Origin of the sequence: Thermosyntropha sp. (assembly GCF_017656155.1) — a bacterium.
Lineage (GTDB): Bacteria > Bacillota > Syntrophomonadia > Syntrophomonadales > Syntrophomonadaceae > Thermosyntropha.
In genome coordinates this window covers 68555-90881 of record NZ_JACDOH010000007.1, presented here as the reverse complement: position 1 = coordinate 90881, position 22327 = coordinate 68555, and the positions used below count along the sequence as shown (strand labels likewise).

20 protein-coding genes and 1 CRISPR repeat array are annotated in these 22327 nt (G+C 38.0%); of the genes, 17 read left to right on the top strand and 3 right to left on the bottom strand.

Going from position 1 to position 22327, the window contains the following annotated elements:
- Positions 1-6 precede the first annotated feature (6 nt).
- From H0Z36_RS07970 to cas2, 16 genes are all read left to right on the top strand, one after another.
- Positions 7-696 (top strand): 4Fe-4S binding protein, encoded by a 690-nt coding sequence (locus H0Z36_RS07970; protein ID WP_296865276.1) that lies wholly within the window; start codon positions 7-9, stop codon positions 694-696.
- 13 nt (positions 697-709) lie between these two features.
- Entirely contained in the window at positions 710-1213 is a 504-nt protein-coding gene (locus tag H0Z36_RS07965; RefSeq protein WP_296865274.1) for an NADH-quinone oxidoreductase subunit J, read from the top strand.
- Positions 1210-1518, top strand: coding sequence for an NADH-quinone oxidoreductase subunit NuoK (gene nuoK, locus H0Z36_RS07960; protein ID WP_296865272.1), 309 nt, complete (start codon positions 1210-1212; stop codon positions 1516-1518). Before H0Z36_RS07965 ends, nuoK begins: the two co-directional genes overlap by 4 nt.
- Positions 1519-1530: 12 nt before the next feature.
- Positions 1531-3432, top strand: coding sequence for an NADH-quinone oxidoreductase subunit L (nuoL, locus tag H0Z36_RS07955; RefSeq protein ID WP_296865270.1), 1902 nt, complete (start codon positions 1531-1533; stop codon positions 3430-3432).
- A 12-nt stretch (positions 3433-3444) separates the two neighbouring features.
- Positions 3445-4950, top strand: coding sequence for an NADH-quinone oxidoreductase subunit M (locus H0Z36_RS07950; protein WP_296865268.1), 1506 nt, complete (start codon positions 3445-3447; stop codon positions 4948-4950).
- A 2-nt stretch (positions 4951-4952) separates the two neighbouring features.
- Positions 4953-6365 carry an NADH-quinone oxidoreductase subunit N gene (locus H0Z36_RS07945; protein ID WP_366508879.1) on the top strand — a complete coding sequence of 471 codons (1413 nt, stop codon included), beginning with the start codon at positions 4953-4955 and terminating at the stop codon, positions 6363-6365.
- A gap of 95 nt (positions 6366-6460) precedes the next feature.
- On the top strand, positions 6461-6940 hold the full coding sequence (gene coaD, locus H0Z36_RS07940; RefSeq protein ID WP_296865264.1) for a pantetheine-phosphate adenylyltransferase: 480 nt from the start codon (positions 6461-6463) through the stop codon (positions 6938-6940).
- Positions 6941-7149: 209 nt separating this feature from the next.
- Positions 7150-9963, top strand: coding sequence for an HD domain-containing phosphohydrolase (locus H0Z36_RS07935; protein WP_296865262.1), 2814 nt, complete (start codon positions 7150-7152; stop codon positions 9961-9963).
- A 158-nt stretch (positions 9964-10121) separates the two neighbouring features.
- Positions 10122-10868, top strand: a complete 747-nt coding sequence (gene cas6 / locus H0Z36_RS07930; protein ID WP_296865261.1) for a CRISPR-associated endoribonuclease Cas6 — start codon at positions 10122-10124, stop codon at positions 10866-10868.
- Complete coding sequence (locus tag H0Z36_RS07925) at positions 10865-12826, top strand: TIGR02556 family CRISPR-associated protein (RefSeq protein WP_296865259.1); 1962 nt, start codon at positions 10865-10867, stop codon at positions 12824-12826. The genes cas6 and H0Z36_RS07925 overlap by 4 nt, the downstream gene beginning before the upstream one ends.
- The gene (gene cas7b, locus H0Z36_RS07920) at positions 12795-13667 is read left to right on the top strand and encodes a type I-B CRISPR-associated protein Cas7/Csh2 (RefSeq protein WP_296865257.1); all 873 of its coding nucleotides are present in this window, start codon (positions 12795-12797) and stop codon (positions 13665-13667) included. The genes H0Z36_RS07925 and cas7b overlap by 32 nt, the downstream gene beginning before the upstream one ends.
- Positions 13668-13682: 15 nt before the next feature.
- On the top strand, positions 13683-14432 hold the full coding sequence (cas5b, locus tag H0Z36_RS07915; protein ID WP_296865255.1) for a type I-B CRISPR-associated protein Cas5b: 750 nt from the start codon (positions 13683-13685) through the stop codon (positions 14430-14432).
- 11 nt (positions 14433-14443) lie between these two features.
- Complete coding sequence (cas3, locus tag H0Z36_RS07910; protein WP_296865252.1) at positions 14444-16858, top strand: CRISPR-associated helicase Cas3'; 2415 nt, start codon at positions 14444-14446, stop codon at positions 16856-16858.
- 18 nt (positions 16859-16876) lie between these two features.
- Positions 16877-17374: a CRISPR-associated protein Cas4 gene (gene cas4, locus H0Z36_RS07905; protein ID WP_296865250.1), complete on the top strand. Its 498-nt coding sequence runs from the start codon at positions 16877-16879 to the stop codon at positions 17372-17374.
- 17 nt (positions 17375-17391) lie between these two features.
- Positions 17392-18384 carry a type I-B CRISPR-associated endonuclease Cas1b gene (cas1b, locus tag H0Z36_RS07900; protein WP_296865248.1) on the top strand — a complete coding sequence of 331 codons (993 nt, stop codon included), beginning with the start codon at positions 17392-17394 and terminating at the stop codon, positions 18382-18384.
- Positions 18385-18396: 12 nt separating this feature from the next.
- Positions 18397-18660, top strand: a complete 264-nt coding sequence (cas2, locus tag H0Z36_RS07895; protein WP_296865246.1) for a CRISPR-associated endonuclease Cas2 — start codon at positions 18397-18399, stop codon at positions 18658-18660.
- 172 nt (positions 18661-18832) lie between these two features.
- Positions 18833-20332: a CRISPR direct-repeat array (repeat unit 30 nt; unit sequence GTTTGTAGCTTACCTATAAGGAATTGAAAC).
- 41 nt (positions 20333-20373) lie between these two features.
- Here cas2 and H0Z36_RS07890 read toward each other — a convergent pair.
- Together H0Z36_RS07890 and H0Z36_RS07885 are read right to left on the bottom strand one after the other, a co-directional pair.
- Complete coding sequence (locus tag H0Z36_RS07890) at positions 20374-20730, bottom strand: hypothetical protein (RefSeq protein ID WP_296865244.1); 357 nt, start codon at positions 20728-20730, stop codon at positions 20374-20376.
- Positions 20731-20789: 59 nt separating this feature from the next.
- Positions 20790-21101, bottom strand: coding sequence for a transposase (locus H0Z36_RS07885; protein WP_296865242.1), 312 nt, complete (start codon positions 21099-21101; stop codon positions 20790-20792).
- Positions 21102-21246: 145 nt separating this feature from the next.
- On the opposite strand from H0Z36_RS07885, the gene H0Z36_RS07880 reads away from it, so the two are divergent.
- Positions 21247-21726 (top strand): AMP-binding protein, encoded by a 480-nt coding sequence (locus H0Z36_RS07880; protein WP_296865240.1) that lies wholly within the window; start codon positions 21247-21249, stop codon positions 21724-21726.
- A 202-nt stretch (positions 21727-21928) separates the two neighbouring features.
- On the opposite strand, the gene H0Z36_RS07875 is transcribed toward H0Z36_RS07880, so the two are convergent.
- Entirely contained in the window at positions 21929-22318 is a 390-nt protein-coding gene (locus H0Z36_RS07875; protein WP_296865238.1) for a hypothetical protein, read from the bottom strand.
- Positions 22319-22327 lie beyond the last annotated feature (9 nt).

The window sequence follows — 22327 nt, the reverse complement described above, 5'->3', positions numbered from 1 at the left end:
AGGTTGGTGATAAAGGTGTGGGGTAGTGGAATTTTAAAAGGATTAGCGATTACTTTAAAACATCTTTTTGAATGGGATATTACCGAACAGTATCCGGAAGAAAGACCAAATCTTTACCCTAGGTTTCGCGGACGTTTAATACTTAACCCTGAAAAATGCATAGTATGCGGCATGTGTGTCAAAACTTGTCCCAATAATGTTTTGAGTTTTACCCAGGCAAGGTTAAAAGAGGGGAAGAAAAAGGTTTTAACCAGCTATACTATCGATCATCAGTACTGTATGTTCTGCAACTTGTGTGTGGAAGCATGTCCCACGGGAGGGCTTTACTTTAGCCATGATTTTGAATGGGCAGCTTTTAATAGAGAAGATATAAAATTTGTTTATGAGCCGGATCTTAGCCATCTGGAGTTGGCATCTGACGATGCAGAAGCCGGGGAAAAGGGAATAAGAGCAAGTAAGGAAGATAAAAATGAAAAACTTATAAATGCTACTATTATTGCTATAAGAAAAAATCCGGCCAAAGCCCTGGGCAAGATTTTAAATGATGAATCTGAGGCTTTAAAACTGGCTGAGATGATAGGCGAAGATGAAAACAAGCTGAGGAAAATGGCAGAGCTTATAGTAATCGATAAGGAAAAGGCGGCTAAGGTTGCCCGGGCATTTTTAGTCAAAGGACAGAAGAAGGAAGAAGGTTAAAGGAGGGGTAGAGGTGAATTGGCCTTACATAATATTTTACGTTTTGGCAGCAGTCACCATAATTGCTGCCTTGGGAGTAGTGGCTCTGCCCAATATTGTGCACAGTGCTTTATGTTTAGTCCTTACTTTTGTGGGAGTAGCCGGAATTTATTTTTATCTGGGAGCTGATTTTATAGGTTTAGTTCAGATTCTAGCTTATGCTGGAGCTATTTCCGTTCTAATAATTTTTGCCATTATGCTTCTTTTAAGCCGGGAGGTAAGCGAAAGCAACCCTTCGCATGGCAGGGGAAAATGGAAAGCGGCCATTTTTGCCGAATTATTCGCATTTCTGATTATTTTATCAATATATTTTACTTCCTGGACGCATGGGATTGCTCCGGATTGGACTGATAGTATAGGTAAAATTGCTTATATGCTTATGGGAGATTATGTAATTGCCTTTGAAGTAGCAGCCGTGCTTTTGCTGGGAGCAGTTATCGGGGCAATTATTTTGGCAAGGGGGGAAGACAAGAGATGATAGGACTTACCCATTATCTGATTTTGGGCACAATTCTTTTCAGTATAGGACTTTATGGGGTTTTAGCCAAAAGAAATGCGGTAGCTGTTCTTATGTCCATAGAGCTTATACTCAATGCAGTCAATATAAATTTTGTGGCAGCGAATCGCTTTGTAGCAGGGGACGGGGTAATTGGCCAGCTTTTTAGTATTTTCGTCATTGTGGTGGCAGCTGCTGAAGTTGCCGTTGGCTTGGCTTTGATAATTTCCATTGTTCGCCATAAAAAATCTGTTAATTTAGATGACTATAACATTCTCAAGTGGTAAGGGGGGGAAATCATGTTTGAATGGGTTTTGCAACATGCCTGGCTTATTGCTTTAATACCGTTCTTGGCCTTTGCTTTTATTGGACTTTTTCTTTACCGCTGGCCTAAAGTTTCAGCAGGAATTTCTCTTTTTAGCATAGGTATTGGGCTTATTATGTCACTGATTTTACTTAAAGGCATGGCGAATTTAGGGGTTTCGCCTGATTATGAAGCGGCTGTTTCCTGGCTTAGAATGCCGGGTCTTACCATAGAAATGGGAATACTTGTTGATGGTCTTTCGATAGTTATGCTCTTTATAGTTACTTTTATCGCTTTTTTAGTTCAGCTTTACTCTTTAGGGTATATGAAAGGTGACCCCGGATTTGCCAGTTATTATGCATATCAATCAATATTTGCAGCTGCCATGCTGGGATTGGTTTTGGCAAATAACTTCGGACAAATGTATGTATTCTGGGAATTGGTCGGATTGGCATCGTATTTGTTGATTGGTTTCTGGTTTGGCAAAGATTCAGCCCGGGATGCAGCCAAAAAAGCTTTTATAACCAACCGGGTCGGAGATTTTGGATTTTTGCTCGGTATACTTTTTGTCCAGATTATTTTCGGCACCTTGAATTTCGGGGAGCTTACCGGTGAAGTAGCTTCTTATACTAATACTGGTGGTTTACTTATAGTTACTTTGCTTCTTTTAGCAGGGCCGGTGGGAAAATCAGCCCAGTTCCCGCTGCATGTATGGCTTCCCGATGCCATGGAAGGCCCGACTCCGGTCAGCGCTTTAATCCATGCTGCGACTATGGTAGCTGCCGGAGTATATTTGATTGCGCGTGCCTTTTTTATTTTCAGTTCTACATCGGAGGCTATGCAGGTTATAGCTTTTATCGGCGGATTTACGGCTCTTTTTGCCGCAGTTATTGCACTTACTCAGTATGATATTAAAAGAATTTTAGCTTATTCTACCTTAAGCCAGCTCGGTTACATGGTTATGGCAATGGGGATCGGGGCTATGACTGCCGGAATGTTTCACCTTACTACCCATGCGTTTTTTAAAGCACTGCTCTTTTTAGGGGCAGGAAGCGTTATCTATGCTCTGCATCATGAGCAGGATATAAGGAAAATGGGAGGATTGGTCCACAAAATGCCGATTACTACCTGGACTTTTGTCATAGGAGCTTTGGCTTTAGCCGGAATCCCCCCTTTAGCCGGGTTCTGGAGTAAGGATGAAATACTTTTAAGCGCTTATGCAGGGGGATATACCGGGCTTTATATTTTAGGTTCACTGGTAGCCTTTTTCACCGCTTTTTACATGTTTAGGCTTATTTTCACAGCCTTTTTTGGAGAAAAAACGGAAAATCATCTTCATGACGGACATGAACGTCATGAAGTTCATGAATCCCCTTGGGTTATGACTATGCCTTTGCTAATACTCGCTTTTATGTCTATATTTGCCGGCTTTATAGGGGCTCCGGTTACCGGCAATATATTTGGACATTATATTCATTATCACGGTGAAGTGCATCACGAGCCGGAGATAATGGTAGTTGTTCTATCGACAATTCTGGCGTTAGCCGGAATTTTCCTGGCGTGGCTGTTCTATGGTAAGAAGGTTTTAAGCCAGGAAAGTTTGAAACAGCGTTTGGGCTGGATTTACAATGTGGTGTTCAACAAGTTCTATATTGACGAAATATATGCCTGGCTTATCCGCACATTCGTAGACGGTTCGGCTAGAATCATGTTTTGGATAGATATTCATATTATAAACCGCCTGGTTGATTTATCTGCCGAACTTACCGGCGGGGCAGGTAGCAAACTACGTTATACTGAAAACGGGCAGGTGCAGACTTACGCCTATTATATGATAGGTGGAATTATAATAATATCCGCAGCCGTTTTGCTGGCAGGATTAGGAATAATGCAGTAGAGGGGGAGAACAATGCATAATTTACCTATTTTGAGTTTAACTTTGCTGTTACCAGCCATAGGTGCTGTATTTATAATGTTCCTGCCCAAAGATAAGGTTAAATTTATCAGATGGACTGCGGCTTTAGTTACTTTTTTGAGTTTGCTCCTGTCTTTATTGGTTTTCATTTTCTATGACCGCAGCACAGGAGGTATGCAGTTTATTGAAAGGATAACCTGGATACCTGATTTAGGAGTAAGCTATGCTTTGGGAATAGATGGAATAAGTCTTCCTATGCTTTTGCTTACCAACCTTATTGGTTTCAGCGCGGTATATGCTTCATGGCACATAAAAGAGCAGGCTAAAGAGTTCTTTTCCCTGCTTTTGCTTTTGATAACCGGGGTAATGGGGACTTTTGTTACTACCGATCTCTTCATATTTTTCCTCTTCTATGAAGTGGTAGTAATTCCTATTTACATACTGGTTATCATGTGGGGAAGCAGCAAGCGGGTTACCAAGGAATATGCCGGGATGAAACTCACCATATATCTCTTAATCGGAAGTGCTTTCCTGCTTCTAGGTATAATAAGCCTTTATGTTAAGGCATATCTTTTGACCGGAAAGCCGTCGACTGACTTGATGTTTTTATCAAGTTTGGATTATGATTTATCTTTCCAGATATTTGTGTTTGCTCTTATGACTTTAGGTTTTGGAACTTTGCTTTCTATGTTTCCTTTCCATTCCTGGTCGCCGGATGGGTATGCCGGTGCCCCAACTGCAGTAAGCATGATTCATGCCGGGGTATTGAAGAAAATCGGGGGATATGGACTTATACGCATTGGTTTGTTCATTCTGCCGGCTGGCGCACAGGTTATAGCTCCGGTTATTGCAGTTTTGGCTATCTGTAATGTTTTATATGCCGCTTTAATCTGTATAAGCCAGAAAGACCTGAAATATATTGTCGGATATTCAAGTGTAAGTCATATGGGATATGTGCTTATAGGAATTGCTGCTTTAAATCTCATCAGCATAAACGGAGCCGTTATGATGATGTTTGGGCACGGAGTTATGGCCGCTCTCTTCTTTGCATTAATCGGTAATCTTTATGAAAAAAGCCATACCCGTAATATAGATGACTTTGGAGGATTAGCCCATCAAATGCCGCGTTTGGCAACCGGATTTATGATTGCAGGGCTTGCTTCATTAGGGCTTCCCGGGATGGTAAATTTTATTGGCGAATTTACTATTTTTGTCGGAGCATTTTCTGAATATCGGGTTTTGACTGTTTTGGCTGTTTCCGGGGTTATTTTTACCGCTTTATATATTTTAAGAACTTTAGGAGCAGTTCTTTTTGGACCCCGTCAGGAAAAATGGGATCATCTGCAAGATTTAAAAGGAGTAGAAATGGTTCCGCTTGTAATCTTAGGGGCAGCTATAATTTTAGGCGGATTTTTCCCGTTTACTATCATGGATTTGATAAATCAGGGAGCGACCGAACTTTTAGCCCATATAAATTTACTTAATATAGGGGGGATATGATTATGTATCTCTTGCTGATGCCGGAAATAATAATTGCTTTATTGGGAATTTTGGTTGTTATTTTAACTTTAATCCTCCCTAATAAAGGGCAGGAAGCGGCAAAGTTTGTTACTACTGCCGGAATAATCGGGGTTTTAGTCTGGATATTTTCTAATTTTAACCGTGAAGCCAGCCTTTTTAACAATATATATCTGATTGATCCTTATGCCAGCTTTTTTAAAATGCTATTTTTGACGGCATCCTTGTTGGTAATTTTAAGCTCTTTTAAATATGTAAAAAAATTTGGAAGGCGCACATCCGAATTCTATGCTTTTTTACTTTTCACCATATTAGGTATGATGATAATGGTAAGCGCCGGAGATCTTTTAACCCTTTATATTGCTTTAGAGCTCATGACTATAAGCTTTTACATCCTTGTTGCTTATGTTTTAAACAGGGAAACTTCGCAGGAAGCAGCCATTAAATACCTTATTCTGGGGGCTTTATCTTCCGGAATTCTTCTTTTTGGTATAAGTATGATATACGCTTTAAGTGGTACTACTGTAATCAGTGAGATAGCTCTGTGTTTGAGGGAAGAGCCTGCACTTATAAGCGCAGTTGTCTTGCTTTTAGCCGGCTTTGGCTTCAAAATTGCCTTGGTTCCTTTCCATATGTGGACTCCGGATATATATGAAGGAGCACCTATAAATGTAACTTCTTTTCTGGCGGTTGCTTCTAAAGCGGCCGGATTGGCAGCCATGGTGCGGTTTTTTATGATAAGTTTAGATTTGTTCTGGTTTGACTGGCATTTATTATTGGCAATACTCGCTGCTGCGACTATGATTATTGGAAATCTGATTGCTTTAGTTCAGACAAATATTAAACGACTCTTGGCATATTCCAGTATTGCCCAGGCAGGCTATTTGGCGGTTGGCTTAGTAGCAGCCAATGACTATGGCCTTAAAGGGGTACTTTTTTACAGCATGGTATACGTTTTTGCCAACTTAGGAGCCTTTGCGGTAGCAACCCAGATTGAAAATGATATGGAAAGCAATGAAATAGAAGCCTTTGGACAGCTGGGTAAAAGATCGCCTTTCCTGGCTGCAGTTATGACTGTGTGTCTGCTTTCTTTAGCCGGCATACCTCCTTTAGCCGGATTTGCAGGCAAATTTTATCTGTTTTCCGGTGCCGTGGAAGGCGGATACGTTTGGCTTGCTTTTATCGGTTTGTTGATGAGTATGATATCCGTTTATTATTACCTTAAAGTTGTGAAGGTGATGTATATAGGAAAGGCTGAAAAAAATGCCCCTCTTGCCATAGAATTTCCGGCTCGGATTGCTCTCTGGATTTGTGTGCTTTTAACTTTGCTATTTGGAATATATCCTGTTCCCCTTACTGTTTTGACCAGAAATGCGGTAAGTCTGTTTTTAGGATAAAGTAAAAAATTTTTCTGAATAATTCTGCTCTTGCAGGGAAAAAGGTTTAAGGATAGAAATAATACCTGAAATCTACATTGACGGGGGGCAGGAAGATGAAATTGGCTGTTTATCCTGGCAGCTTTGATCCTATCACCAGGGGACATATTGATATTTTAGAAAAAACCAGCAAAATTTTTGATAAAATTATAATCGCTGTTGTCCATAACATAAACAAAAAAGCTTTGTTTACGTTGGAAGAAAGGGTAGAACTTATAAAAGAATCGATTTCTCATCTTGATAATGTGGAAGTGGAATCTTTCAGCGGACTTTTAGTTGATTATATCCGCGAAAAAAAGGCTTGTGCTATAATACGTGGTTTGAGGACTGTTTCCGATTTTGAATATGAAGCGACTATGGCATATATGAACAAAAATCTTCTGCCTGATGTTGATACTATATTCGTCATGTCCAGGCCGGAGTATATATTTATAAGCTCCAGTGGGGTAAAAGAAGCTGCTATATTGGGTGGTGATGTAAGCGCAATGGTTCCATTGCCGGTTGAAAAGAAGCTGAAAGAAAAATTGAAACAATAAATTGACTGGATTACAATAATTTTCTCTGCCGTAGGCAGAGAGTTTTTTATTTTATGACAGAAATATGTCATGAGTTTATATTAAAATATAATTAAATTAGGCTTTTATTTTTGTGTATTTTGGTATGAAAAATATTGTATTATGATAAAGTGTTGCGATTATGTATGTGGACATTTATATTTTGAGTTTTAGGGGAGAGATTAGAGCAGATGTCTTTAAAAAATAAAATTTTTATAGCTTTTTTGATTTTTTTTGTAACCTGTGGATTAGTTTTTGTTTTTATCTCTCATGTTATAACGAGGAATATTGCGGATAGAATAGAAACTAAGATTATGGACAGTAATATGGAACGTGCCGTTTATGCTCTAAAAGATGAGGTGGAGAATCTGGACAGGGCAGTCAATGATGAAGCGGAATGGGACGATACCTACAGATTTGTAGAAGAAAAGAACCGGGATTATATAGATAAAAATTTATTAAACAGCACGTTTGAAGGTTTAAGATTGAATTATATCGTTGTCTTGAACTCTAAAAACGAAAAAATTTATGCCAGAGGCTATGACTTTGTTATGAAAAAGGATATTCACGTACCTTCGGAAATCTTTTTAAATGTATCAAATATTCCAGGTGGCAAAAAAGGAATAATGATGACATCTGAAGGGCCGGTATTAGTTGCAGCCAGACCTGTTTTAAAAAGCGACGGCAGCGGATTAGGACATGGGAGTTTGATTTTTGCGCGAAAATTAACAGATGAAGAGTTAAAGATAATTTCTGAGAGGATAAAGCTCAATCTATCAATTTATCCATTTGAATACAGCGATTTATTGGATTTTGAACTGGTCGGCACGGCTGGAAATGATATTAAGTTTTATGTCAGAAAAGATAATATATCAGAAAATAAGAATAGTAGGATTACCATTTTGAAGGATATATATGGAAGAAATGTTTTATTTCTTGAAGTCCGTTATCAAAGATGGGTTCCAAAGATCTTAGGTTCAGTTGCCATAGCTTATGAGGTATTACTGTTGAGTGCGCTGATTCTATGTTTTTATCTGGCCTGGATATGGTTTAACCGAAAATTTGTGACTAAAATCCTTGAGCTTACTTCAGCAGTTGAAAAAACGGACTTAGTTTCTTCTTTTCCTCCCGATATTCCTGTTTTTGGGGAAAAAGATGAGTTTACCCTACTCTCCTCTGCTATTCAAAAAATGATGGAGAGAATAACCAAACAACAGGAAGATATAATAAAAAATGAGAGAAAATGGTATTCGCTTCTGGAAAGTGCTCCGGGGGCGATTATAGTAATTCAGGATAAAGTAATAGTGTTTGCCCGTGGAAAAATGATATCAGATATAGGTTACAAATTTGATGAAATATTATACAGAGATTGTAGGGATTTTCTAGACATGGAAACCGGCGAATGGGAAAAGTTCCTAAAAAGATACCGGGATTTAACGGAAAAAAAACGTTCCAATTTAATAGTTTCTTTTAAACTTTCAGGTAGATATAACCAGAAAATATGGGTAGAGGATAATGCTGCTGTAATTGAATGGGAAGGAAAAGCAGCTACCCTGCATTTTTTGAGAGATGTAACTCCGCGTAAAATATTGGAAGAAGAGATAGAGCGTCTTATAACCGAAAAAAATATGATATTAGACAGCCTTGCTGAGCGAGTTGCTTTGTTAGATCCTGATTTACATTTGATTTGGTTTAATAGAGTTGCTGCTGAAGAACATGCTGAAAATTACAGTATGAACGATCTCATTGGGGCAAAATGTTATCAGCTATGGGCTAAAAGAGATGAATATTGCCCGGGTTGTCCGGCAGTAAAAGCTCTTGAAACCGGACAAGAGGAGCAGGAAGAAGTTGAATTTCCTGACGGAAGGATATTTAGTATCAATGCCAAACCAATCAAAGATAAAAATGGAAGAGTTGCTGGAGTTGTAAAGGCAGGTCTTGATATAACAGAACGCAAGCGTTATGAAAATGAACTTAAATACCTGTCACTGCATGATGCATTAACCGGACTTTACAATCGGGCATTTTTTGAAGAAGAGATGAAACGCCTGGCAAAAGGACGGGATTATCCTGTAACTATAATAATTGCTGACTTAGATGGATTAAAGCTTATCAATGATACTATGGGCCATAATATAGGGGATGAAATGCTTAAGGCATGTGCCGCAGTTTTAAAAAGTGCTTTTAGGGCTTCAGATGCAGTTGCCCGCATCGGAGGAGATGAATTTGCTGCACTTTTGCCGAAAACAGATGAAAGAGCGGCGGAAGAGATTGTTGAAAGATTATATGCAGCTGTTGAAGCTTACAATGAAAAACATCCCGCTTTACCCCTTAAGATATCAATAGGAGCGGCAACGAGTTTAAGTGCGGATGAGGATTTAGAACAGACCTTTAAACGGGCTGATGATTTAATGTACCGTACTAAGCTTTTAAACCGCACCAGTGCACGCAACCGGATTGTAAGTGCACTTATGACAGCTTTGGAGGAAAAAGATTATCTGGCTTATGGCCATGCCGAAAGGCTGAAAAAAATATGCAAAGAAATGGGACAAAAAATGAATCTTTCCTTCCAGCAGATGGCTGACCTCATTCTGCTGGCTGAGGTTCATGACTTGGGAAAGGTTGCAATTCCTGACAATATTTTATTTAAAACTTCTCCCCTTACTGATGAAGAATGGGAGGTAATCAAACGTCATCCGGAAAAAGGATACCGCATAGCTGTTTCATCTCCTGATATGGCGGGTATTGCGGATCTAATATTAAAACATCATGAAAGATGGGATGGAACAGGTTATCCTCTAGGTTTAAAAGGAGAAGAAATTCCGCTTGAGTGTCGCATACTGGCAGTGGCAGACGCTTTTGATGCCATGACCAGCAATCGGCCTTACCGAAAGCCATTGACTAAAAAAGAAGCTTTAGAAGAGATCAAGAAAAATGCCGGCAGCCAGTTTGATCCGGAGATTGTAGAGGTTTTTATTGATGTGTTAGAAGAGATGGAAGAATAAAAATGATGAGAATAAAAACTTCCTGCGAAAGGCAGGAAGTTTTTTTATTTTTTAGTGACATTCTCCTGTCACCAGATTAGATTAAAATTTAAGCAGGAATAAGCAGAAATTAGTAGAATTTTACATATAAAAATTGGTTTGAGAAGGGGCGCAAGGATATGAGAATAACGGTTAATCTTACGGCTGATAAGGAGATTACACTTCCGCAACATTATAACCATATAGTACAGGGATTTATATATCGACAAATTACAGATAAAGACTACCGGGATTTTCTGCATAACCAGGGCTACAAGTACGGCAGCCGCAGTTTTAAGCTTTTTACATTTTCCAAGCTTTTAGGTGATATAACTGTTGACAGGGATAAAAAGGTGGTAACTTTTGCATCCCCGGTTAGGCTAGTTATATCTTCACCGGTTGAAAAATTTATAACTGATGTAGCTGAAACCTTGATTCGGGGCGGGGTTAAAGTTTTAGGAAATAATTTAGTTGAGGTTGAAGGAATAAAGGTGCACAGAGAACCAGATTTTAGAGATAAAGTATTGGTGAAAATGCTTTCTCCGGTGGTTGCCTACAGTACTGAAATTAATGCAGAAAGAAAGAAAACCCGCTATTACTCTCCTTGGGAGGAAAAATTTACAGCTCTTATAAATCAGAATCTCCACAAAAAATTTGAGATTATAAACAGGGAAAAATGCGCAGATGAAATAGAGGTTATCCCGGTTGGAAATGGAGGCGATAAGTTTTCGCGTATAATATACTATAAAAATTTTATTGTTAAAGGCTATGATGGAGATTATTGGCTTAGAGGTAATCCTGAGCTGATAAAAATTGCTTATAATACAGGTTTGGGCAGCAAAAACTCCCAAGGATTTGGCTGTTTTGAAATTAAGGAGGGAAGATGATGTTAGAGAGCATAATTGCCCTGGGGGATATGGTGCTGGGTGAAAGGGATAAGCTGATTTCTCTTATAAAGAAGGTGCCCTATGAAAAAAAAGGAAAACCACAGCATGTATGCAAGTTCATATTTAATACGGAAAAAGGAGAGTTTAAGGTTGATGTAAATGAAGAAATAGATGCCAGTTCAGCGTATAAATATCTGCATATAGGAAGAATTGGTTCCTCAAGATCTCCTCAGTGGCAGGTTACAAGCACTACAAGCAATTATATTTTAAGTGAATTTTTCCCTAATATTTATGAACTAGGAATATTAAAAGAAAAAGCAGATTACATAGTCGAAAATTTCTACTATGAATTTCCCCGGGAAGAGGTAGGAGATAAAAAATATCAATATATGCTTGATATTTCAAAATTGGGCATTACCGATAAGGATATGGAAGATATATGGGAAGAAGTCAAAAATGAAAGCAAACCGGGGAAAAAGCTTTTGGACAAAATTCAGAAAGAATTAAACAATTGGCTCAAAAACACTTACGGGATAACTTCCAAAGAAATAGGTTTATATACGGTGATTATAGATGATATTCCGGTATCTGATTATCCTGAATACCGGGAAAAAGTAATCGAAGCCAAATTCCCGCAGGTTATCCAGGAGAATAAAACTAATTATGACTTAGAGTGCAATATATGCGGAAGCAGAGAAAATATAAGTTCAGATTTAAACAAGATGCAGATAAAATACTTTACTACCAATCAGGAGATATTTAAGGGAAATCTGGAAGATTACCGGAAAAGCCTTAACCTGTGTAGGGACTGTATTGAAAAAATGCAAGCGGGGGAAAATTTTTTGAAGCAAAATATGAAGACCCAGATAGGCGGATTTGATGTCTTAGTCATCCCTGATTTGATATATGGAGAAGGCCTCAATGCGGGGAGGATGGAAGAACTCAGCAAAAACATAGTTGGGACGATTAACGGAGCCAAAAGTTTAAAAGAGCTTGGAGAGTTTAAGAAACTTATAGATCAGATGAAGGATTTTGATGATATTTATTATCTGCTGGATTTTGTCTTTATTCGCGAAGCCAATGCCTCTACCAAGATTTTAAGGCTTATAAAAGATGTTCACCCATCGTTTTTCGAAAAGATGTCAAGGGCAGTTGGAGATTTGCAGAAAAAAGCAGAAGATTATTTTAAAGGGATTTACCGCTATAATGGCGGGTTAGAGCAGGTTTACTATTCTATCCCGATTAGGTTTTCTGATAAAAAAAGTGAGAATGCAACTTTTCGGGATATTTTAGCCCTTTATGATGCCTTGTTTACCGGGCGTCAGGTGGATAAAAAACATATTATTGAAAATTTGAATACATGCTTTGCTGTAGTTTTTTATGAAAGAAAAGGGTTCAATGTTTCTGGCGCTAAAAAGGAAAACCTGCATTATAAGATTCTAGATGGGGTATTTTTTGTAAAATTCCTTGAATATATGGGATGTATGAAAGGTGGTGAAAGAGTGGATTACAGCAGGCTGGATTTAAAGGAAGAAGTAAAGAATTTTATGCAGGACATGGGCTATAACGAGATGCAGGGGGCTATGTTTTTGCTAGGCTACCTGGTTGGAGAAGTAGGGAATGCCCAGGCCAAAAGATTAAAGGAGAGCGGAGGTGAAGGAAACTATAAGCCGGTTCTCAACAAAATAAATTTCAATGGGATTGACACCAGTAAATTAATGAAACTGCGTTCTGAGATTTTTAACAAAATGCGGCAGGAAAAAATTTTGCACTACAATGAAAGGGTATTTGCAGTTTTAAGCCAGCTTATGGACAAAAATTTGCCTAATTGGAAACTTAGCAAAGATGAGAACTTGTTTTATCTGCTCTCAGGATATGCTTATGCCACAACGGCACCTATAAAAAAGACTAAGGAGGAAGGGAATAATGGACAACAGCCTGATGCTTTACCTTTATGATGCCCAAATGGCTAATCCGAACGGAGATCCCGATGAAGAAAACCGCCCGCGCATGGATGATGAGAGAAACATTAATCTGGTTTCAGATTTGCGCTTAAAGCGATATATAAGGGATTATCTTTTAGACAAGGGCCATGAGCTTTATGTACAGAAAATTGAAGGCAAACCGGTTACAGCGGAAGAAAGGATTAAGGATTTAAAAAATGCTGATGATAAAACTATCTTTGAAAGGTTTATCGACATAAGGCTATTTGGAGCTACGGTTTCCGTAAAAAACGATAATCGGGCTTTTATTGGGCCAGTTCAGTTCAACTGGGGCTATTCCTTAAACAAGGTAGAGCTTCTAGAATCCAGCATAACTTCTCACTTTGCCAGCAGCAGCAGTAACCGTCAGGGAGCAATGGGCAAGGACTACCGCGTAAAATATTCGTTTATAGCATTTTCCGGGGTTATAAGCGGAAAAAGAGCTGAATTTACTGATTTGAGCGCAAATGACATAAAACTGCTGGATGAGGCCATGAAAAAGGCTATACCCCTTCAGACTACCCGGAGTAAGATTGGACAAACCCCCAGGCTTTATTTGAGGGTAGAATTTAAAGATAATGAAACTATGCTCAACGACCTGCGCAATTATATTGATCTGATTTCTTATGAAGAAAGCCTGCGTTCCATCAATGAATGTGCCTTAGAATGCGGAAGATTAAAAGAATATTTGGTAAAAAATAAAGACTTGATAAAGAATATTTACCTTTTCCAGGATGAAGAGCTTAAAACCCTGGAAAATGGCGAAACCAGGCATGTGAAAGATATATTAAATTGTTTCAGCGTTCAAGAAATATAAGTAAGGGATGATTTTATGCAGGTAATTATCTTTGACCTTACTGGCTGTTTCGCTCATTTCCGTAAGATATATACCAATTCCTCGTCTTTGAGCTATTCGCTTCCGCCGCGCACCACCGTGGCAGGAATTATAGCAGCAATTTTAGGCTTGGAGCGGGACAGTTATTATGAAATTTTAAGCTCCCAAAATCTTGATATAGCGGTGGGTAAGATTAATCCTACCCGCAAGCTGGTGCAGAGTTTGAATTATATGAAAATTACAACATCCAAACATTTTGTATATCCCGATGGACATACCCAGATTCCATTTGAAATCATATGCGGCGATCCAGAAATAAGATACAGGATTTATGCCCGGCTGGCAGACAAAACTTTATATCATGATTTGCAAAAACGGCTTATTGACAGGCGTTGTGTTTTCCCGCCTTATTTGGGAGCTGCTCCTTTTGCGGCTCATATCGAATATATAGGAGAAGGGGAGCTTAAAGGTGTTGATACTCCTGAAATCATGACTATTGTAACTCCAGTAGATATAAACCTGGTCGAAAAATTAGATTTTAACCAGTTTTTTGATGATAGTGTTCTGGTAAAAGATAAAATGCCGGTTGATTTTACTCCTGAACGATACCCTATAAATACCAGGACATATTTATATGAAGACAAAGGCAAGGGTTTGCGGGTGAAACTGAAAAATGCGGAGGCCTGCCATAAAGTTGTCTATAGCTGGGATGGAAAGAATCTAGAAGATAATATAGTTTTTTATTAAGCTTCAGGGGGATGAACAAAGTGAAATTTTATTCCCATCCAGGAAAGGATTTAGGGGAACATCTGAAACAGGTGAGTATTTTAGCAGCTGATTATTGTCCCAAGCCGTACAAGGAAGCAGCTAGAATAGCAGGGCTTTCTCATGATTTTGGGAAGTTTACTACTTTTTTTCAAAAGTATCTCAATAAAGAACCTTTAGAAAACTCTAAATTAAAGCAGCATGGCTTTCTTTCCGCATTGTTTGGGGCTTATTGGGCTTTAGGCATATGGGGGGATGATTCTCTAATCCCCCTTGCTGTTTACAGCAGTATATACCACCATCATGGCAACTTGAGTTCTTACAGTGAAATATTGCCTGAGGGATCGAAAAATTTGGGACCGGTTCTGACTAATAATGTGGAGATTGCCAGAAAGCAGATAGAAGATATAGCAAACAATTTAGAAGATGTAAAAAGAACATGTAAAGATATAATTGAGGAGAAAATTATTCAGGATTTTGTTCTAGGCTTTACCCCGGAGGTTTATTTAAAAAGGCTTTTGCGCATAGAATATAATTTCAAGGTTAATGAAAAATACAGGAATCCAAGCAGTTATTTTCTGCATCAGTTTATATATTCTTCCCTTATAGCTGCTGACAAAATTGATGCCGCAGGTTTGGATGTCATATCGCCCGGACACATATCTTATAGAGATTTACTGTCAGCTAAAGGAAAAATAATATCAGATCCTGAAACCCAGGTGAAAAAAGACATTAATAAGATACGTGAAAAAATATTTGATGAAGTGTCCAAAAATATTGAAGATAACTGGGATAAAGCAAAGATATTTACTATTACCAGTCCTACTGGTTCAGGCAAGACACTAACCGGTTTTTGTGCAGCTGCTAAACTGGCTGAAAAACTGGGCGGCAATCGCAAAATTATATATGTTCTTCCTTTTACCTCAATAATTGATCAAAACTATGATTTTATTGACCGGCTTATAAGTGAAAGTTTGCAAGATGAGAGCAGCGATATAAAGAGGAAATTATCGTATATAGCTAAACATCACCATTTGGCTTATTCTGATACCAACAGTGAAGAAGAAGAAAATGATATGGAAAAATACTCTTTGAGTGAACTGCAGCTCTACCTGGAAAACTGGTTCAGCAGAGTAACAGTTACTACCTTTGTGCAGTTTTTCGAAAGCATTTTAACCCACCGCAACCGTATGCTTAAGAAGCTGCATAATTATGCGGGGGCTGTATTTTTGATTGATGAAATACAGGCATTAGATATAAAATTTTACCCGCTGGTTGAACACCTCCTGAAAATTTTATGCCGGGAATTCGACAGCCGGGTGATTTTGATGACCGCTACCAAACCGGTGATATTTAGCGGAGAACTTGTTCAAGCTTTTCCGGTTTGTGAGTTGCTGCCTGAATATCCTTTATATTATCAAAAATTTAACCGAACCAGGCTTATGCTGAAAAAAAAGGATATGTTCATAGAAGAATTTATTGAGGATATAAAAGAAATAATTTTGAGCAATAAATCAGTGATGATTGTATGTAATACTATAAATTCTTCTCTAGAGATTTACAGACGTGTTAAAAAAATAATAAAAGAACAAGGGCGGGGTGAGCCTTTATATTACCTCTCCACTAATTTAGTTCCGGCTGATAGAAAGAGAAGGGTTCAGAAAATTGCTGAGAAACTAAAGAACAAGGAAAAGCTTATTTTAGTTGCTACTCAGGTGGTGGAAGCCGGAGTTGATCTCGACTTTGACGTGGTTATAAGGGATTTTGCACCATTGGATTCCATTATCCAGTGTGCAGGCAGATGCAACCGTTCAGGAATTCATTATGATGACGAGAAAGGCTGGGTTTATTTGTATAATCTCAAAGACAAAAATGGGAAACGTCTGGCATATTACATATATGGAAAAACCAACCTTAATTTGACGCGAGAAGTTTTAGAAGAATACGAAGAGCTTGAAGAAAAAGATTATTTACTGCTAATCGAGAAATATTATCAAAAAGTAAAGGAAAATGTGAGCCAGCAAAAATCATATGACTTGATTGATGCTGTAGAAAACTTTGCAATGGATAAAGATCATATAGCAGGTTTTTCAATTATCCAGAACAATCCGGACTATATAGATGTTTTATTCCGATTAACTCCGGAAGTGGAAAGTGCTTACCAGGATTTTTGGGACGTAATCAAGGAAAAGGATTTCGCAGTTAGGACCGAAAAGTACCTAAAAATAAAAAGTATTTTTGCCAGCTATACCATTTCCATGCCGGTTAAATATGCTAAGTTTTTTGTGCAGGATAGAATAGGAGAAAAAGGGATCCTGTTTTCTCTGCCTTTAGAAGGAGCAGAGGAATATTATGATGAGAATAGCGGCTTTAAAAGAGATGTGCATGATTATGACATTTTCTTTTAATGGAGAACAGGTGATCGTATGGACTTTAACATAACAGGAACCATGATATGGTATTACTACATATGTCCAAGGCAGGTTTGGCTTATGTCACATGGTTTAGAGCCTGACCAGGATGATGAGAATATAAGGATAGGAAGACTTATAGGGAAAATTGCTTATGAGAGGGAGAAAAAAGAGGTAGATATAACTACCGGAAAATTTGATATTCTGCGCACGGAAAAAGGTCGTTTAGTGGTAGGTGAAATCAAAAAATCATCACGTTTTGTGGAAAGTGCAAGCAAGCAGCTTCTATTTTATCTTCTTCAGCTGAAAGAAATGGGAATAGAAGCCAAAGGCGAGCTTTTAATACCTGAAGAAAGAAAAAAAATCGAAATAAATCTGGGAGAAAAAGAAGAAAGGGAAATAAGGGAGGCTATGGCGAATATTGAAAAAATAGCTTTAGAGAATTTCCCTCCTCTTCCGCAGAAAAACAAATACTGTAAAAACTGTGCTTATGCAGAGTTTTGCTGGGCATAAATAAGACGGGTGGTATTGTGAAAAAAACTATTTATGTTTTCAATAGCGGAGAGTTTAAACGCAAAGACAACACGATTTATTTTGAAAGTGAAAAAGATCGAAAATACCTGCCGATTGAAGATATAAATGAAATACTCATATTTGGTGAAGTAACATTAAATAAAAGGTTTTTGGAATTCATGACCCAAAAGGAGATAATACTGCACTTTTTTAACAATTACGGCTATTATACCGGGAGCTATTATCCGCGTGAACATCTCAACTCTGGCTATATGATATTGAAACAGGCAGAATTCTATCTGGATGAGAGTAAACGGATAACCCTGGCGCGCGCCTTTGTAAGAGGGGCGGCTTTGAATATCCTTAATGTCTTAAAATATTACAACAACCGCGGTAAAGAACTAAATGAAGAAATGGAAAAAATAGATAGATTAATTGGTCTGCTTGATGGTTGCACTACTGTTGAGGAGCTTATGGCTATTGAAGGCAACATTAGAGATGTTTATTATGAGGCTTTTAATACCATAATTGATAATCCTGAATTCTATTTTGAAGGACGTAGCAGAAGGCCGCCCAGGGATCGTATAAATGCCCTTATAAGTTTTGGCAACACTTTGGCTTATACTACTGTTTTGAGCGAAATTTACAAAACTCATCTCGATCCTAGAATAGGTTATCTGCATACTACCAACTTTCGAAAATTTACCCTTAACCTTGATATTGCCGAAATTTTCAAGCCGATTTTGGTGGACCGGCTTATATTTGCTTTAATAGGACGCAACATGCTTAAGGCAAGTTATTTTGAAGCCAAGACCGACAGTATACTGCTTAATGAAAAAGGAAGGAGGGTATTTATTCAGGGCTGGGAAGAAAAGCTGCAGACTACTATAAAACACCGTGAACTGGGGCGCGAAGTATCTTATAGGAGAATTATTCGTATGGAACTTTATAAACTTGAAAAACATCTTATAGGGGAAAAAGAATATGAACCTTTTGTATCCCGCTGGTAGGAAGTGATTAGTTTGTTTGTCATAATGGTTTATGATGTAGGAGAAAAAAGGGTGGGAAAAGTTTTGAAAATTTCCCGCAAATATTTGTATTGGGTGCAGAATTCTGTTTTAGAAGGAGAGATAACCGAAAGCAGTTTTCGCCGTTTAAAGTATGAGCTGGACAAAGTCATCGATGAAGAATATGATTCCATAATATTTTATACCTTCCGCACCACAAAATATTCAAATCGGGAAATAATGGGAATAAAAAAAGGAGGGCAGGACAACTTTTTATAAAAGGAATCTGTAAATTTGTCGTCGACCTCAAGTAATGTAAAAACCACGGAAGGTCGACGACAAATAAAATCCCCAAAGGCTTGCGGAATAATGGAATTTTTAGTAAAATAAGCGAGAGATATAAGAGAATAGCTTAGTTCATGCTATTCTAATAATTTTTGCGTTCTAGCGTGTTTGTAGCTTACCTATAAGGAATTGAAACAAACATTCGCTAGGTGTCTTGTAATCGAAAGAGATAGTTTGTAGCTTACCTATAAGGAATTGAAACGACGAACTGTTCTTTCACGCTTTTTTGAGCATCAATCCGTTTGTAGCTTACCTATAAGGAATTGAAACGCATGTGGTGTATTGGTCAACTTCAAGTGGCTGCCCGGTTTGTAGCTTACCTATAAGGAATTGAAACGACGAACTGTTCTTTCACGCTTTTTTGAGCATCAATCCGTTTGTAGCTTACCTATAAGGAATTGAAACCCTCCTGAAAAAATTAAAGCTTTAAGAAAACTGGCTAAGTTTGTAGCTTACCTATAAGGAATTGAAACTATAATCAGCTTTATTTCCACTTGTGCCAGGTTCCCGTTTGTAGCTTACCTATAAGGAATTGAAACCACCACGCATAACAAATACTTTTGTATCGCCGTTAGTTTGTAGCTTACCTATAAGGAATTGAAACAAATATCCAGAGCTGCTCTTTGGGCCGCTGCTGGACTGGTTTGTAGCTTACCTATAAGGAATTGAAACCTGATCTAATGGACTGGGCAGAAAAAGAACTAAAACCGTTTGTAGCTTACCTATAAGGAATTGAAACCAAACAATAGGCGCTGGAAGTATCAGGTGTAGGGAATGTTTGTAGCTTACCTATAAGGAATTGAAACCTGCTTTTTTCATAGTTCTTCCCCTCCCGTTCTACTCCGTTTGTAGCTTACCTATAAGGAATTGAAACCTTCTAGGGGGATGAAAAAACCCGTTGAGACATATATCGTTTGTAGCTTACCTATAAGGAATTGAAACTGCCCTCCAGATAATATTTTGTATAAGGATAAAGCCGTTTGTAGCTTACCTATAAGGAATTGAAACTTACTTCAGCATCTTTAGCAATTAAAGTTGCTGAGGCAGGTTTGTAGCTTACCTATAAGGAATTGAAACTTCGTTCAACAGAGGTGACATATGGACAAGCTGGGGTTTGTAGCTTACCTATAAGGAATTGAAACGGCGGACGGCAAAAAGGGGGGAAGCAGGGAATTTGGTTTGTAGCTTACCTATAAGGAATTGAAACTATTATCACTGGCAAGGAAGAGACATTCAAGCTGTTCGTTTGTAGCTTACCTATAAGGAATTGAAACTATCCTTGAATCTTACAGTCCCGTTTGGGAGCTTTAAGTTTGTAGCTTACCTATAAGGAATTGAAACCCAACTTTAACTATCATTTTATCATCCTCCTATATTAGTTTGTAGCTTACCTATAAGGAATTGAAACATCCGGCGATAACAGTTGATCTGCTCGTAAAGGCTAGTTTGTAGCTTACCTATAAGGAATTGAAACTACAGGGTGGCTATATGCTTGGACTCATGGTAGGTAGTTTGTAGCTTACCTATAAGGAATTGAAACTACAGGGTGGCTATATGCTTGGACTCATGGTAGGTAGTTTGTAGCTTACCTATAAGGAATTGAAACCCATCTACAGGAACTACGGCTTGACCCCCTAAATCCGGAGATTATGCACTAAAAGATTCGAGTTTTACAGAATTACTCATAAATGCTTCGTAAAATCCAGTTGGAGTCATAAATTTTATACTTCCATGTCTTCGACGCTGGTTATAAAATTCCATATATTCTGTTATAATCCGGTAAGCATCCATAAAGCCGTCACCGCATACTAATTCGCACAAAAATTCTTTTATTTGTTCATCAGATATTTTTTCTCCTTTACCGGTGAGGGAATATCCAGAAAACGGTCTTCCTCCAACGTTTTTAGGAGCAGCATATACTTCAGACTTATTTTTTTCTGAGATGCAGTGTTTTCTGGATATATTTTCGTAATATGTGGATGGAGAAAGCCCGACAAAGTCCAAGATAAGAGAAGCTTTGTATCCCTTGTTTATCCACTTTTGAGCTATTTCGACTTTGTCGGTTACTGAGGGTTTATTTTATCCCTCATATCTCTTAATACAGCAAGTTCGAGTTCTTTTTCTCCTAAAAGCTTTTTTAATTCATTATTTTCACGGCTTATGTCTTCTAATCTTTTTTCGATTTCTTGCCTTCTTTTTTTGCTATTTTTAGGTAATGGATTTAATGAACCTGTCTGTTTAATCTTCCGTACCCAGGTTTGAATGGTATTAGGAGAAATATTATGTCTGCGTGCGACCAGCGCTATATTGCCAACTTCCTGGCATTCTTTTATTATTTGTTCTTTGAATTTCTGAGTATATTCTCTTTTGGTCATATAATTACCCCCTTGTTTTTTATGTTCTTATCTTATCACTCAAACGTTTTTTATCCAATTTGGTTAGGGGGCTATATAGTAATCACCCCGCATTATAATCGAGAGTTATCATTATTGTAGTATCGTAATATCAGGAGGTTAAATAATGAAAAGCATCGGTTATCAATATCAACTTACACTGCGACCTTTTTTAGATTATGGTGTGTTGTATGCTCCCAACCAAATTATTAAGTATCGTGATGAACGCCAGTTTACTTATCTTGAACACTATGACCGTGTTAAACAGTTATCAAATGACCTGTCTTACTTGGGAGTCAAACAAGGTGAGGCAGTTGGTATGCTGGAATGGGACACCTACCGTTACTTGGAAGCTCATTGGGCAATCCCCCTGTACGAAAGTCTGTTCCACACCGTTAACGTACGTATGTCCCCAGACCAAATTGCTTTTTGTATTAACCATGCTGAAGATGTAGTACTTTTTGTCAATGAAGATTTCCTGCCTCTCATTGAAAGCATTCAGGATCAATTAAAAACCGTACGTGCTTATGTTTTGATGTCTGATAATAAAGACTTCCAGCCCAAAACTACCCTTCCTACTCATTTTGACTGTAGCATTCATTCTTAAAATTGCGTAGAACGATTCTATATGAGCATTCATATTGGGCGTTTTTACAGGGATTCTTTTTATTTTAGGGTTATAATTTTCTCTAGGGCGGATGATCGGTTTATTATAGCTGCAGGGGGAAAAACATTCCCGGTGATAAAAAACCGAGAATGTTTAAGTCTAAAAAAATAATGGTATTTTTGAATTTAAAGAATTTGAAAAGTTACCCTTTATAAAAGCTGCTTATAAATGAATAACCTATGAGAATACCTATCGCATCTTTAAAAAAACTGTTGATTACCATGTGATAGCGGATAAAAATGTCTTGCACGTTAAAAATCAACATCAGGTAGAATACTGACAAAGGGATCGTAAATACCGCAACTTGCAGTTTATCAATTTTCCAGTTTCCGGGAGTGCTATGTTGCCTTGTTATGTGGACAATACCCAAAATGATGCCGAGTATAATATAGGAAAGATTAACAATACTCAACTGAATTACAGCATTATATGTTTTTGAGTAATATTGATTAGAAATAAACACGATAGCAGATAATATCCCTGTTGCCAATATGATTATTAATAAAACCGATAAATATTTTCTAAGACGCATAGTGAAAGG